Source organism: Enterovibrio qingdaonensis (assembly GCF_028683135.1).
Taxonomy (GTDB): Bacteria; Pseudomonadota; Gammaproteobacteria; order Enterobacterales; family Vibrionaceae; genus Enterovibrio; species Enterovibrio qingdaonensis.
Genome location: NZ_JAJUBB010000002.1, coordinates 42818 through 57754, shown reverse-complemented (window position 1 = coordinate 57754; position 14937 = coordinate 42818). Strand labels below are relative to the sequence as shown.

Sequence of the window (14937 nt, the reverse complement as noted above, 5' to 3'; positions counted from 1 at the left end):
GTTGTCATTTCCCTTCACATAGCGATGAGACCACTAAAAAACCCTCCCCAGTCATATGGGAAGGGTCTGCACCTTATCATTGTTTAATTTTTTAAGTACCTAGCCTAAAAATCGCCATCTTTGATATAGGGGTGGGTCCAAAGCACCACGGACAAGATCACGGCCTTTCGCCATGCTTCGTACATAGCATCCGCCTCTTTTTGTGACACGTCGCCTTTCGCGAGAAACGGCTTTATCGTCGTTGTGATGGGGTAGATAAACGCAACCATGTACCGATAGTCGATATGATCGACAGAGTTAACATCATCAGCACGGTTTTTCCCTACTCGGTGGTGACGTTTTGCTATTTCATGCTGATAGTTCAACCATTGCTGGTCATAGTTTGCGCTTGTTAAATCAAGAATCCACTGTTCAAAACGCGCTCTTACACGTGCCAAATATTCGCCATTTGCTTCATGGGTATCTTTATTCGAAAAGTAATAAAGCAAATGAGGATTCGCACCAACATACCCATACCAAGTATCCAATATTTCGCTGATCTGAGGTTTAAGAATTTTTTGAGCCTGACGAAGTGCTTTCACATCGCCTGGACCAAAAAAAATCGTTTTTTGCAAAAGCGCAAACTCTTCCTGAGATACGGGAGACGTTTCCAACGACGTAGAATCGGCATCATAACCCGGCACTCCTTTTCCACCGCTCCCTGCACTGACTGTGGTTGTGCATCCTAACAGTATGGAAATACTAAAAATTGCATATAACGCTCTTTTCATATTCGCCTCTCATTGCTTCCATTTTAAGTTAACTGACTGTTGTTTTTATCAACACATCTCCGCCCACCCTTGTTACGAATGGAATATATTTTGGTATCGAAACGACACCTTTATTGTATCGATACGAAACTATAGATTCTATTATCCGCCAATGTCAAGGTGGGTTAGGTTGATTGAAATGTGCTCAGAAGTGATAAAAACAAAGAGAGAGCCACACGAGGCTTTCGCTCTTCAAACGTAACTTATTGAAGGGGATAGAGCACCGTCTATAGCCGTGCCCTTTGTAGAAACAAAACCTACTTTACGCTGGGTTGTCACTCACCGATTGCCTGAACTTGAGCCAATTCAAGCAATTTGGCGGCAACAAACAGATCTTGAACAGCAATACCTGAGCTATCAAAAACCGTAATATCATCGGATGACTTTCGGCCAGAAGATTGGCTCGTGATCACTTCACCTATGTCTGTAATCACTGCATGTTGAATATGCTGAAACTCTCCAATAACGAGGGATTGCGGCTTATAGTCACAAAAGAGTTTCGCATCTTGATATAGCTCGACAGGCAATTCGTGCTTGCCCACTTTGTCTGCTCCCATCGCAGAAATATGTGTCCCCGCCTTTACCCAATCAGCCCGGAATAGGGGCTCTTTCGCTGTTGTTGCCGTCACGATAATATCAGCATGCTCACAAGCAAACTGCGCAGATCCCGCTTCGGCATTCATGCCTTGATCGTTGAGTCGAACAACAAAGCTGTCGGTGTTATGTGTGCTTCTCCCGACGACAATCACTCGAGAAATGCTGCGAACCTTTGAAACTGCGAGCACGTCATATTCCGCTTGATGCCCAGTACCAAATACGGCTAGCACTGATGCCTCTTTTCTGGCCAGATAATCCACTGCTACCGCGTCCGCCGCTGCGGTGCGATAGGCATTTACCTTACTTGCCGAAACCGCAGCAACCAACTCGCCTGTGTCTGGGCTTAACAGAAAAATCGTTGTGCCGTGACAAGGCTTATTTTGGCTTTGGTTTTCTGGCCAATAGGTGCCCGTTTTCCAACCCACTAACCTTGATGTACAGGCAGACTTCAAAGAAAACATAGAGTCAGCTTGGGGGCCTGATGCATTCACAACAGGAAATAGGGTTGTTTCACTGCTTGTGGCGGCAACAAAAGCATCCTTAACAGCAAGATACGCGATTTCGTGAGAGATAAGTTTCGCAGTTTGGTTTTCGTCTAAATAGATCATCTTACCACCCCTGAATTCGCGTCCAGATTTCGTATGAATTGTTCTGTTTATCAAAGACATGATAGTGACTGTGCATTGATGCTGTTGCGCAAGCATGATTCGGCAGAACCTGTAGTCGGCTACCAATAGGAAGTGCATCAAAATCTATCGAACCACCATTAACGGCATTCACAATACCATGCTCTTGATTTACCGCCGTGACTTGTAGGTTATCGAGCAAACTGCCAGTGCTGTCAGTTAATAACCCATATCCGCAATCTTTGGGCTGTTCTGCCGTGCCTCTATCAGAGGAAAGAGCCATCCATCCTGCATCAATAAATACCCATCCTTTTTCCTTGTTGTGGCCGATCACTGTTGTGACTACTCGCGCTGCAATATCATGGAATGTGCAAACGCCAATACCCGCCATGACTAAGTCGAAAAAGCCATAGACCCCGGCTCTTACTTCCGTAATGCCATGTAAGCTTTGGTAGCTGTGCGCCGTAGGCGTGGATCCAATGCTGACAATATCGACTGGGATATTTGCGGCACGAAGACGGTTGGCTGAGTTAACCGCCGCCTTCACTTCATTCTCAGCGGCTGCGCGTAATGAGGTTTCATCAAAACAACGGTAAGATTCTCCTGCGTGGGTAAGCACCCCCTTAAATTGGACACTTCCGCCATGCAGCAACTCAGCAAGCTCAAGTAATTCAGCACTATTTGGATCAATCCCCCCTCGGTGCCCATCACAATCGATTTCTATCAGTGCAGGAATCGCGCAGCGGTTATCTTCACTGTATTGGTTAAGAACCAGGGCTTGCTCCTTGCTGTCCAGCAACACCTTCAGGTCTACCCCCATTGACAGAAGTTGATACACCCTTGGTAACTTATCGCCCGAAATACCCACCGCATAAATGATGTTGGTATATCCCTCACATGCCAGTGCTTCCGCTTCCTTCAGAGTAGAAACAGTCACAGGAGATGTTTTTTCAGGGAGAAGATACGGTGCCGCATCAAGAGATTTGAGCGTTTTAAAGTGAGGTCTTAGCTCAGCCCCCAGTCCTTCAATTTCTTTGCTAAGCCTTGCTAGGTTATTACGTAAAACAGGCTTATCTACCAATAAAAAAGGGGTATCTAAGTTTTGGTAGTCACAATTCAACTTAGGATTATTCTTCATAATCAATCACCTAATGCACCAGTGGTTAAACACCCAAGCAACGTATAATGGGACCACTGAACGTCTCAACGGATCCTCAGTATCCAAAAATCATGTTTTGCATTACATTAATATTTATTAACTTATTGATTAGGTTTATACCTAATGATCACGTCAGAAGACCTAAGATTTATCGCTACAATAGCGAGCCATCGAACATTGGCTGATGCCGCGAGAGCATTAAATATCACCCCTCCTTCCGTGACGCTTAGGCTTCAGCACATAGAAAGAAAATTGTCGTTAAAGCTCATTCAGCGACCATCGCGTATCGTGAGCCTGACAGAAGAAGGTCAGCTACTGCTTGATAAAGGGCGGGTTATTCTCAGAGGGCTAGATGAATTACAAGAACAGCTTGATGAACGGAAAGAACAGGTGTGTGGCAAGCTAAGAGTCTTGGCACCTTTAGGTTTTGGCAACGACTACATTGCGCCTTTGTTGGGGGAGTACAAAGTAAAACACCCGCAGCTAGATATTGAGCTAGAGCTCTCCGACAACCCCAATTGGTCAAATCACCACACGTGGGACATCGTTATTTACATCGGTGCGTTGAATGATTCTTCGTTAAAAATGATCACGCTCGCTTCAAATCAACGCTTCCTGTGTGCCTCACCAAAATATGTAGAGGAGATGGGATACCCGCAAGTCCCTCAAGACTTGGCGAAGCATCGTTGTATTGCGTTAAGAGAGAATAACGAGGATGTCACACTGTGGCATTTCACCCACAACGCTGATGAAAAGCATGAAGTCGCACGAATCACCCCAACGCTTGCAAGTAACGAAGGTCGAGTGATTAAAGATTGGGCCACTGCGGGATTGGGGATCATTATGCGGTCAGAATGGGATGTTCAACCACAGATCAATAGCGGTGAGCTTGTCCGCTTACTGCCAGATTACACATTACCTCACGCGAATATTGTTGCTTTGCTAGGTAATTCAGAGAATGAACGTTCAGCGCGTATCTCTGGCTTTATCTCTCTCTTAAAAGAACGATTAACGCCTGCTCCGTGGAAATAAATACGATTAAAAGCCATCTAATTTATTGAAGCTCATCGACTATCGACCAAGTTCATACTGCCTGCACGCTGGTTATCGTTGCCAGTCGTTCAAATCCAAGCTTACTGTACAGCGGTATCCCCGCCTTAGAGGCCTGTAATACCGCATAATCACATCCAAGCTCTGAGGCAAATGAAAGGCTGTGTGCCATTAACTGCGCAGCGACCCCCATTTTTCTAAACGCTCTCACTGTGCCTAATTGGTGTATACCCAGTGTCCGACCTGTTTGAAACAACAACACGGTACCGGCTATCTTACCATCCTTAAATAGCGCAAAAAGATAGCAGTTAGGATCCTTTAAGACATGCTGAATCACCGTTTCATCAAGTGAATAAGCAAAAGCCTCTGAGCAAGCAAGTGTCCACTTTCTTGCTTGGTCTGTTGTTGAAATATGTGTAATTTCATCATGCGTTTTATATTCACTGCTGGTCGGCAACGTCAGTGTCATCACTTCCAATTGCATCATTGCTTGAAGCGTAAAACCCAGATCTTTACTGCATTCATTAAGCTTGGAAGCGTCCACCTGATCAATCGTCGAGAGGCGCTCACCAACGCGAGAAAAGACGTTTGAAAAGCTAAACGTCGAATTCCACCGTTTGTTAGGCCAACTTGTGTGCTGGAATAGTTCCCCGCTTTGCTCGGCACCTAACGCCAACCAATACTGGTGCAGATTTTCAAGATTCTGTGATAACGCCTTGTTCATGATACTTCCTTGTTAATACATAAAACCCTAACAACCAATAACACGACTCCGAGCAACCTCGTTGCCGAGTTGAGTATTAATGGGTAATCAAAATGGTACGTGAAGCACTTGCTTCACCGTTTAACTGACAGCCATTTTGCGAATCAGTTAACAGGGTAATCACACTAAAACAGGAGAAGTGTCACTGAGCGTTAGAAGGTCCTTTCGAATTAAAGACCATGAAACACGATGAAGCACAAACACTGTACAGAAAGGAAAATCGAGAAGAATACTGGGATTCGAATTAAAAAAATCAGCCCTATCGGGCCGATTTTTATCTTTAAGCAATTAGAGCACCATGCCTAGGAAAGATCCGCTTTATCCGCTGCGGCAATTTGTTGTTGTGCTTTTTCAGATTCCGATTGCAGCAAATCAAACCATTTTTTACCGCCTTCTACATTCTCTTGGAACCAAATATAGACAGGTGCTGCAGCTTCCTGAAACGCCGCTTTTTCTTCTGGGGTAGGCACGTAGAGCTTACCGCCAGCCTTTTTGAACGCTTCATATGCCGCTATCGATTTGCGCTTCGGTGAGGCAAACGTTGCTTGTTGCAAGGCGCGGAATCCGTCAACCACTACTTTGCGTAGCTCTGGTGACATTTCCATAAACACCTCGTTGTTCATGTACCAAAGTGCTGACATGTACGCGTGACCATCGAGCGTGACATATTTTAAACCCGCTTCAGGAAACTTCATGCCCATGATGTCAGTAATACCGTTTTTCGAGCCTTCAACAACGCCGGTTTGGAACGAGGTGTAAAGCTCAGGCCAAGGGATCGGTGTTGGGCTTGCCCCCAGTGCTTTCACCAATTCTTGAGGAAGATCTGCCACCACGGTACGAATCTTCAACCCTTCCATATCGCCCGGATTTTTCACGGTTCGTTTAGTATTGGCAAAATTGCGCCAACCGCCCGTATTACCAATTGCCATCAAGCGAAGTTTGTCATCCGTATCGGCAAGGATGGCCTTACGCAGTTCACGCACGAAATCGCCCTGAAGCACAGCTTCTGCCGTACGGTCATCAGGAAGAACGTATGGCAAGTCCAACACCTGAATGTAGGGGAACATATTCGCTGCACCACCAGAGGTAGAAATATAGATATCGACCGAACCATCTTCTACTGCTTGAATACACTCTGTTCCGTTACCGCAAAGCTGCGTCCCGATAAACAAGTCGACCTTAATTTTCCCATTGGAATGCGCTTCTACGAAATCTTTAAACACAACCAGACCATCATAGTCTTCGTCGTTTTCGTTAGAGTTCGCCACTGCTCGCAGGTTAAAGTCAGCGGCCATTGCCGGCACAGACAGTGCTGCCGTGGTCATCATCCCTGCCAACAGCGCGAGCGCACTTCCCTTCAATGCGTTACGCATCTTGCTTACTGTTCTATTCATACTTCACCTTTCACTGCCGTGAGCGTCATCCATGTCTATAGCGACGCAATCTAAGGTGAGAACTCACGTTCTCAGTTGCTTAAAAACCGCCTTCGTCATCATGCCAATCCCAACCATTGCGGAATTGTCATCGAGAGAGACGGGAAAAACGTAATCAGGAAAATCACCGCCACTTCTACAGCGAGAAACGGCAAAATCGCGCGAGAAAGTGTTTCGACTTTTTCACCCGAAACACTTGATGCGACAAATAGTACTAAGCCCATTGGCGGCGTCGCCAAGCCCACCGTGAGGTTCACACTCATGATGATGGCAAAATGCACGGGGTCGATACCCAAGCTAATAAAGACAGGTGCGAGGATTGGGCCGAGAATAATGATGGCGGGCCCAGCATCGAGGAACATGCCCACAATGAACAAAAGAATATTGATAAGGAAAAGAAGCACTAGAGGGTTGTCGCTGATTCCTAACGTCCATTCCGCCATTGATTCAGCAGCATGGGACAATGACACCACCGTTTTGAACGCCAATGCCGCCCCTACCAGCAGCAAAATGACCGCCGAAGATTTAGCACTGCTGGTAAAAATGTCAGGGATGTCTTTCAGTTTGACGGTTTTCAGCACAAACATACCCACCACTAAGGTGTAGAGCACTGCCACGGCCGATGCTTCTGTCGGTGTAAAGATGCCGCCAAGAATCCCACCTAAAATGATAACGGGAGTCAGTATTGGCCAAAATGCCTTTTTGGTGGCTGAGCCTCGTTCTCGCCAAGTTGCTCTTTCACTGGCGATAGGAAGGTTCTGGCTTTTAGCCATTAAAGCGATAAGCAACATTAAACCGCCGCCAATCAATAACCCTGGCACCACACCCGCAGCAAATAAGGCCGCCACGGAAATCTCCATGGTGTAAGCGTAAATAATCATGATGCCTGAAGGCGGAATAATTGGCCCAATAACGGATGATGCGGCGGTTATGGCTGCGGCGAATTTTCTGGAATAACCGTTCTTTTCCATCGCCGGAATCATCATAGAACCAATGGCAGAGGTGTCCGCTACGGCAGAGCCCGACAACCCAGCAAACAACATACTCGACATTACATTTACATGGGCTAACCCGCCGCGAACGTGTCCAATTAAAGATTGTGAAAAGCTCACCAAACTCAATGTAATGCCGCTTCGGTTCATCACTTCACCAGCAAGCATAAAGAAGGGAATCGCCATCAAAGGGAAGGAATCAATCCCGTTATAGATATTGCGAAACAACAAGGGGATATCTCGGTCCATGCCTTCTGCATACAACATCAGGCCAGGGGCTGTAAGCAGGGCAAAAAAGACTGGCATGCCGAGCATCAAGAAAACTAAAAATAGTGGTAAAAACAGTATCAACATCTACGACAACATCCTTGTTTTTCGATGGGTTATCCCTCACCCGAGGTCGCCGCTACGGCTGCGTCCTTTTCGGGTAACACGGATTTAAGCAGCATTTCCAGATTCGCTAGCAACATGGTGCCAAAGCAAACGGGCATCGCGAGGTATATCCATGCGCGTTTTAGAGGGAAAGACGCGGCGCGAGTCCGAAAACCACGGTCGAAAAGTTCCAGTGCGATAACGAACAATTGCACCAGTACGGCAAACGCGAGAAGCAACAAAAGCACCTTGATGACGCGGCCGATGGTGCTTGGCAGGTAGTTGTATATCATGTCGATTGATACAAACATCCCTTTGCGATAGGCCGAGCCTGCCACCAATGCCATCATCCAAATCATGAGAGCTCGAGCAACTTCTTCTGGCCAAGGCAAGGCAGCATTGAATACGTAACGGCATACCACTTGGAGCAGAATACTGGCCACCATCAAGGCCACCAGCACCCAAGCGATAGAGGCACCAACCCGCCCCAGCCAACTGTTCAGCGTTTCCAGATAATTCAAGCTGGTTCTCAGCAACGCCATCAAGCAACCTCTCCAAACCGGCCAAACCGACTGCGCGCAAACACCAAACCATCACTGTTTTGTTGCGAGCTGAACTCTGTCACCTTGCCTAACAAAATGTCGTGATCACCTGCTGCAATGACGCCATTTAAATCACAGTCAAACCACGCTACTGCCCCGTCAATAACCGCGCGGCCACTGGGGGCACGACTGATCGCAACATCTCTAAAGCGTTCTTCATGGCTATTGTTACAAAACTTCATGGCAAGTTCGGAATGCTCTGCAGCCAATACACTGACGGTGTATCCGCCTGACTCAAGGATCGGGGCTTTACTCGAAGATGTACTGTTGATGCTCCAAAGCACAATCGCCGGCTCTAGCGATACAGAGTTGAACGACGAGCAAGTGAGCCCGTAGTCTTGTCCCTGATGTCGAGTGGTAATCACGGTTACACCCGTTGCAAAGCATGACAGTGCATTGCGAAGCTCTCTGCTCATGCGACTTCCTCCCCTGCTGCTGCAGTTAACAGCTCAAACCATGTTTCTCTATCAAGAGTGACGTTTAACGCATTGCTGGCGGCACGAATACGTTCAAGGTTGTTGGTACCAAGTACAGGCAAAATGCCCGCAGGATGCGCCAACAACCATGCAACTGCGATCGCGTCTATTCCTACACCAAACTTTTCAGCTTCACGGTGCAGAAGCGGTTTAACCCGCTCAGCGACAACACTGTTACCAAACAGTTCGCCGCCTGCCAATGGCGACCACGCCATAGGTTTAACGCCGTATTGCTGAATAAACTGCAATGTACCGTCAGAAAAACAGTCTCTTGCCATCAAGCTCATTTCGATTTGGTTGGTGACTAACGGATGCTTCATGGCGGATTGCAACAAGTCCCAATCCCAGCGTTTGAAATTGGAAACACCAATCGCTTTGACGAGCCCCTCATCTACCAGAGCGTCTAACGCACTACCTGTTTCAATGTGGTTCATAAACGGGTCTGGGCGGTGTATCAGAAGTAGGTCTAGATGATCAGTGTGCAAATGGCTCAAGGACTGCTGCACCGAGTGGCGGATATGACGGGCAGACGTGTCATAGTACTTCACTCGTCTGCTAGGAAAACGGTCAGACAGCAACATAATGTCGCATTTGCTAACGAGTTGAATTTGATCTCGCAGCGAAGGTGCCGCGGCTAACGACTGACCAAACACAGCCTCACAACGGTAATCACCATATATATCGGCATGGTCAAAGGTCGTCATTCCCTGTTCTAAACACGCATCGATTTTGGCACGGACATGCGCTTCAGAGGTGTTCGCATCATCGGCTAATCGCCATGCCCCGTAAACTAAGCGACTGAAGGCGGGTAAACTTGCATCTAATTCGGTGTATTTCATTTACGCTTTCCTATTTTCTGCGCTTATTTTCTATTTACGTTCGCCAACACCCAAAGGCGTTGCAGGGGTTGATGCAGGCACACGCCCATATTCCTGAGGCAAGGAGCAGGTTTTGAGCTCTGGCAGGATTTTCTGACCCACAATTTCGCATTCGCTCTTGTGCGGATACCCAGAGAAAATGAATGCTCGGATCCCCATTTTTCGGTATTGCTCAATTTTGCTCAGCACTTGATCCACACTCCCAACCAACGCAGCACCGCAACCAGAACGTGCTCGCCCTACTCCGGTCCAAAGATTAGGTTCTGTGTAGCCAAATTGATCGGCACTCTCTCGTTGCTGTGATTGCAGCGCGACCCCAAGACTTTTTGAATCCAAGGCACGATTTCGAATCGACTGACCAAAATCGTCGTCCAGTTTTGATACCAATGATTCCGCGTATTCCTTTGCTTCCGCTTCGGTATCACGCACCACCATGTGAACCCGAAGGCCGTAGTCCAAGGTTCGCCCGTGACGGGCCGCTACCTCATTCACTGCCTTCATTCGGGACGCAAGCATGTCCTCTGTTTCAGGCCACATCAGGTACACATCACACTCAGAACCGCACAATTCCAACGCATCAGGAGAATAACCACCGAAATAGAGCAAAGGTCCGCCATTCTGTTGATAAGGTCTAACGGGATCCGCCGAAAGCTCACTCAGTTTGTAGACTTCCCCGTCGTAGCGAATTTCATCCTGCGTCCACGCTTGCCTTAAAATCTCAACCACCTCTTTAGAGCGACGGTAGCGGAACGCACTGTCTGCTTTCTCACCGGGGAAGTCTGACGAAATAACATTCAGCGTCAGACGCCCTTTCATAATGTGATCTAACGTCGCAACAGAGCGAGCCAGCATGGCCGGGTGGACCTCGCCGCAACGAATTGCCGCGAGTAAATTGATTCGTTCAGTTAGCGGCCCCATGGCTGACGCGAACGTCAATGTGTCTTGCCCCACCTGATAAGACGAAGGGCATAAAATGTTCCTAAATCCCTGTTTTTCCGCCGTTAACACAATATCTCTCGTGTTTTCCCAACTGCTTCTTAATCGCCCTTCTGGCACACCAAGAAAGCGATAATCATCACTGCATAATGGCGCAAACCAGGATACCTCCGAGGCTTCCAGCCCTTCACTGGTAATGGGCACAACGCTCATGCTCACTCTCCTTATTGTTTTTGTTTCATCCTGTTGACGATGACGTCTTTTCTCACCCTCGAATGAAAATCATTAGTGAATGAATTGTTAATAAATGCTATAAGATAAACAAGAAAAGTAAATCAATGATGAATGAATTTAAGCCGAATTTACGCGAACCAAAACGAAAGTGAGTCTTAACTTACTCAAATAAAAGCCATTATCTTTTTTGAGAATTTAGAGCAATGAGTGAATCAACCCGTTTACCCATGTTTGTACAGATAAGTGAGTTGTTGCGCAGGGAAATTGCAGCAGGCTATTGGTTGCCCGGCGAACGACTGCCCACGGAAGCGGAGCTGGCAAAAAAGCTTGGCGTTGCGGTCGGGACGCTAAGAAAAGCATTGGCCGATTTAGAAGAGAGTGGGCTGCTGGAGCGCAAACAAGGTTCTGGCACCTACGTGAAAAATGGGCAAGAACAGAATGCTGTATACCATTTTTTCCGACTCGAATTACAAACCGGCGGTGGCTTACCAAACGCTGACGTTATCAGTATCGAACAACATACCAATACCTATGTCGCTTCTTTGCTCGGACTTTCATCCAACGCCCCTTTATGCCGTTTTCGGCGGCTGCGTAAACTCGACCAGCAACCTGCGGCCATTGAAGAGATATGGATAGACGGTGCGCATTTTGATGCTATTTGCGCAAAAGACGTCGTGGAATCTCTCTATGTCTACTACCAAGAAAAACTGGGATTCTGGATTTCAAAAGTACAAGACAGCATTACGGTCGATAAGGTGCCAGATTGGAAACACCGCGATTTTGCACCTGAGGTTGGTTCAGCCGCAGGCTATATCGAGCGCTTAAGCTGGTCTAACCGAGACAAAATTGAAGAAGTTTCTTTCACTTGGTACGACCCAGAAACGGTGCGCTACGCAGCGCGTTGGACCTAAACTTTCATTCACAATGAACAAGGAAACGCCATGGCAGTTCACGGCTTAGTTCGATACGGGATCCTCGGTTGCGGCATGATGGGCCAAGAGCACATTCGTAACATTCAGTTATTGGACAATGCCGAGGTCACCGTGCTCGCAGATCCCAATATTCAGATGAGAACCCTTGCCCATCAACTCGTGCCGACAGCGCGCATTGTTGATGGCATAGATGCATTGCTAAATTCAGACGATATTGATGCATTGGTGATTGCGACCCCTAACTATCAGCATGTTGAGCAACTTCTGACATTGATAGAATGCCTGTCTTCTGCTGGCCAACCTTTACCTATCCTCATTGAAAAACCTATTTGCACGCGTTTAGAGGAGGTGAGTCTTCTGCTTGATGCGGCAAACAATTATGACGCGCCAATTTGGGTTGCCATGGAATACAGATACATGCCTCCTGTCAGCCAATTATTGTCGCTAATACGTCAAGGAGAGATAGGAAGAGGTCACCTGTTTTCAATACGGGAACATCGCTTTCCTTTTCTTGAAAAGGTCAATGACTGGAACAGATTCAACCGAAAAACCGGCGGAACACTTGTGGAAAAATGCTGCCACTTTTTTGATTTAATGCGTTTAATGACCGAAGCCAATGCGGTTCGTGTTTACGCGTCTGGCAGCCAAGCTGTCAACCACCTCGACGAAACCTATGATGGAGAAACCCCTGACATTCTCGACAATGCTTTCGTCACCGTCGAGTTTGATAACGGTGCCCGCGCCAATCTGGAGTTATGTATGTTCGCTGAAGGTGCAACCTATCAAGAAGAAATCTCAGCGATCGGCGATCAGGGCAAGGTTGAATGTTTGGTGCCAGGACCGGACAGGTTTTGGCCGAAAGAAACTCTTGGTAACGCCCCTGTCGCCAAAGTTATTTCCAGCCCCCGCTTCCCCAAAGGACCACGTTCTGTCGAGGTCCCTGTTGATCCAACCTTGCTTGAAGCTGGCGATCACAACGGTTCAACCTTCTACCAGCATCAGAAATTCCAATGCGCGATTTGGGGTGAGCAGACAGTGGAAGTTTCCTTAGTCGATGGCTTAAAAGCCGTGGTCATTGGCCTTGCTGCACAAGCGTCCATCAAGGAAAAGAGAGTCATTGCGCTCAAGGAAAACGGCCTTTTGTTCTAACCGACACCCAGCAAATTTCTGCCCTATTACGAAACGTAAAGTTACGCAAATGATAACCATTATCATTGAAAACAACAAAACAGGGCAGTATGCTAGCAACAGGTTAAGCGACAAAAGGTCAGCATAAATAATGAAGAAACCAAGCCCTATAAAACTGGTCGTTCAGTCTTCGATTCAACTGACACCAAACATGCAGCGAATTGTCATGCAAGGTGACGGACTGTCTCGCTTCCCGACTGACTGCGAAGGCGGATATATCAAATTGATGTTCGCGCCAGATGGCAGCACTGACCTTCGCAAGCTTGGCGAGAATCAACGGCCAATTTTGCGCACCTATACGATTCGCGAGCTTAATTTTGATACGCTGACACTCACCGTTGACTTCGTTCGTCACGTTACACAAGACGCTGGATGTGGGCATGCCGCGCGCTGGGCTTTAACAGCCAAAGCAGGGGACGAAATCAATATCGCCGGACCCGGCACAATTCAGGAAATAAACCAAGAAGCTGATTGGTTTTTCCTCGCAGCCGACATGACCTCGCTACCAGCCCTGTCAGTAAAAATTGCTGGCTTACCTAAAAATGCAAAAGGCTATGCGGTCATAGAAGTTCTGTCTGAGTCGGATATTCAACCGCTTGATGCACCAAAAGACATGAATATCGAATGGGTGGTCAAAAGCCAGAAAACCTCGTTAGCTGACAGTGTAAAATCAAAGCACTGGCTAGATGGGACGGCAGCGATCTGGAGTGCGTCAGAGTTTGATTCGATGCGTGCGCTTCGGCAGTATTTTCGCAATGAAAAAAACGTCGACCGAGACAATATCTATATCAGCAGCTATTGGAAAAACGGCGTGACGGAAGAGGGGCATAAGGTCATTAAACGTGAAGACGCCGAGGCCGACGTCTAATCATCATTTTCGATAAGCCCGTATTGCACTCTAAAAACGATGCGGGCACCTACTTTTACCTAAACATATCCCCATGTTTTATAGGCACTTTTACACTCCATCGCAATCTCTCGCCACAAACAGTCACGTTACATTCCTTAATGTGAGTCATCTCAAATATAAGACACGTAACTCAATGCTATATTGTTGAGCAATTGTAACTAAATCATGGCAACCCGCACGACTCTGTAAGAGCAATTGCGGCTAAGGATTTGTGTTTAGCGGAGTGTTTTTAAAGATTTCTCCTAAGTAGTGCGAACGCAATAACACCGTTTTTACGTCGCAGTGGCTTATTAAAAACTGCGCGGCTTAAACAACAATATTTCGACTGAATGGAGTTTCTTTACATGGATGGAATGGCGTTAGACAAAATCTTCAGCAACTTTTCCAACGTTAGAAAGATTAGTGGTGTTAACTCGTACTTCTTAAACAAACCTTCAACCCCCATCAAAAACAAACTCGTCGACGTGACTGAACAGCAGCACGTGGTTTCTATCAGTCATGATTCGGAAACAGGTGCTTTTACTATTGCACCGGATGAAAACGGAAGTGGCTTATGGATCCCTTACTTGGGAAATGGCCCAGGTCATGATGGCGCAAAAGGCAACGGAACGTACACAGGCAAAGTAGCTGACAAAGAGTGGGTAGCGACAGGACCCTTCTCAGGTTGTTTGGCAGGGGCTTTTTTTGCAAAAGGTTTGCCGCATTTTGCTCACATCATTACGCCAGCTCATAACCACCCATGCGCAACAACCGGCGAACAAATTTCCGGCATTATTCAGGCGACGGGTGCCACCAAATATGAAACGTGGAAGGTAGATGGCACGGGTGCTGGCATCGCCTTCTTCATGAAGTACGACGGATATTGGAAGCGTCGTTTCGTCTATATCCACCCCGATGGCAGCGTCTGTCAAATGAACATGGACTCAAAGATCATTACCTATCCGCAGACGGTTTAAGTCAGAAATCTAAAACGCAAAAAG

General features: G+C 47.1%; 15 protein-coding genes. 5 read left to right on the top strand and 10 right to left on the bottom strand.

Features of this window, described 5'->3' with window-relative positions; all coding sequences use genetic code 11:
* Window positions 1-104: 104 nt before the first annotated feature.
* The 3 genes from LRP49_RS03210 to LRP49_RS03200 all read right to left on the bottom strand — a co-directional run bounded on the left by LRP49_RS03210 (window position 105) and on the right by LRP49_RS03200 (window position 3170).
* The gene (locus tag LRP49_RS03210) at window positions 105-770 is read right to left on the bottom strand and encodes a protoglobin domain-containing protein (RefSeq protein WP_274140167.1); all 666 of its coding nucleotides are present in this window, start codon (window positions 768-770) and stop codon (window positions 105-107) included.
* A 314-nt stretch (window positions 771-1084) separates the two neighbouring features.
* Window positions 1085-2014 carry an ornithine cyclodeaminase family protein gene (locus LRP49_RS03205; RefSeq protein WP_274140165.1) on the bottom strand — a complete coding sequence of 310 codons (930 nt, stop codon included), beginning with the start codon at window positions 2012-2014 and terminating at the stop codon, window positions 1085-1087.
* Between the two features lies 1 nt (window position 2015).
* Window positions 2016-3170 carry a DSD1 family PLP-dependent enzyme gene (locus LRP49_RS03200; RefSeq protein WP_274140164.1) on the bottom strand — a complete coding sequence of 385 codons (1155 nt, stop codon included), beginning with the start codon at window positions 3168-3170 and terminating at the stop codon, window positions 2016-2018.
* 144 nt (window positions 3171-3314) lie between these two features.
* Here LRP49_RS03200 and LRP49_RS03195 point away from each other — a divergent pair, with 144 nt between their 5' ends.
* The gene (locus LRP49_RS03195; RefSeq protein ID WP_274140163.1) at window positions 3315-4223 is read left to right on the top strand and encodes a LysR substrate-binding domain-containing protein; all 909 of its coding nucleotides are present in this window, start codon (window positions 3315-3317) and stop codon (window positions 4221-4223) included.
* A 52-nt stretch (window positions 4224-4275) separates the two neighbouring features.
* On the opposite strand, the gene LRP49_RS03190 is transcribed toward LRP49_RS03195, so the two are convergent.
* From LRP49_RS03190 to LRP49_RS03160, 7 genes are all read right to left on the bottom strand, one after another.
* Window positions 4276-4965, bottom strand: a complete 690-nt coding sequence (locus LRP49_RS03190; RefSeq protein WP_274140162.1) for a GNAT family N-acetyltransferase — start codon at window positions 4963-4965, stop codon at window positions 4276-4278.
* Window positions 4966-5306: 341 nt separating this feature from the next.
* Complete coding sequence (locus LRP49_RS03185) at window positions 5307-6398, bottom strand: TRAP transporter substrate-binding protein (protein WP_274140160.1); 1092 nt, start codon at window positions 6396-6398, stop codon at window positions 5307-5309.
* A 98-nt stretch (window positions 6399-6496) separates the two neighbouring features.
* The gene (locus LRP49_RS03180; RefSeq protein ID WP_274140159.1) at window positions 6497-7783 is read right to left on the bottom strand and encodes a TRAP transporter large permease; all 1287 of its coding nucleotides are present in this window, start codon (window positions 7781-7783) and stop codon (window positions 6497-6499) included.
* 29 nt (window positions 7784-7812) lie between these two features.
* Window positions 7813-8343, bottom strand: coding sequence for a TRAP transporter small permease (locus LRP49_RS03175; protein ID WP_274140158.1), 531 nt, complete (start codon window positions 8341-8343; stop codon window positions 7813-7815).
* Window positions 8343-8819, bottom strand: coding sequence for a flavin reductase family protein (locus tag LRP49_RS03170; protein WP_274140156.1), 477 nt, complete (start codon window positions 8817-8819; stop codon window positions 8343-8345). The genes LRP49_RS03175 and LRP49_RS03170 overlap by 1 nt, the downstream gene beginning before the upstream one ends.
* Window positions 8816-9718, bottom strand: a complete 903-nt coding sequence (locus LRP49_RS03165; RefSeq protein WP_274140155.1) for an aldo/keto reductase — start codon at window positions 9716-9718, stop codon at window positions 8816-8818. The genes LRP49_RS03170 and LRP49_RS03165 overlap by 4 nt, the downstream gene beginning before the upstream one ends.
* Window positions 9719-9748: 30 nt before the next feature.
* Window positions 9749-10906, bottom strand: a complete 1158-nt coding sequence (locus LRP49_RS03160; RefSeq protein WP_274140154.1) for an LLM class flavin-dependent oxidoreductase — start codon at window positions 10904-10906, stop codon at window positions 9749-9751.
* Window positions 10907-11130: 224 nt separating this feature from the next.
* Between LRP49_RS03160 and LRP49_RS03155 the strand changes: the two genes are divergently transcribed.
* From LRP49_RS03155 to LRP49_RS03140, 4 genes are all read left to right on the top strand, one after another.
* Window positions 11131-11838, top strand: a complete 708-nt coding sequence (locus LRP49_RS03155; RefSeq protein WP_274140153.1) for a GntR family transcriptional regulator — start codon at window positions 11131-11133, stop codon at window positions 11836-11838.
* 30 nt (window positions 11839-11868) lie between these two features.
* Window positions 11869-13008, top strand: coding sequence for a Gfo/Idh/MocA family protein (locus tag LRP49_RS03150; RefSeq protein ID WP_274140152.1), 1140 nt, complete (start codon window positions 11869-11871; stop codon window positions 13006-13008).
* Between the two features lie 130 nt (window positions 13009-13138).
* Window positions 13139-13915 (top strand): siderophore-interacting protein, encoded by a 777-nt coding sequence (locus LRP49_RS03145; RefSeq protein ID WP_274140151.1) that lies wholly within the window; start codon window positions 13139-13141, stop codon window positions 13913-13915.
* Between the two features lie 386 nt (window positions 13916-14301).
* On the top strand, window positions 14302-14913 hold the full coding sequence (locus LRP49_RS03140) for a hypothetical protein (protein ID WP_274140150.1): 612 nt from the start codon (window positions 14302-14304) through the stop codon (window positions 14911-14913).
* The last annotated feature ends 24 nt before the right edge of the window (window positions 14914-14937 follow it).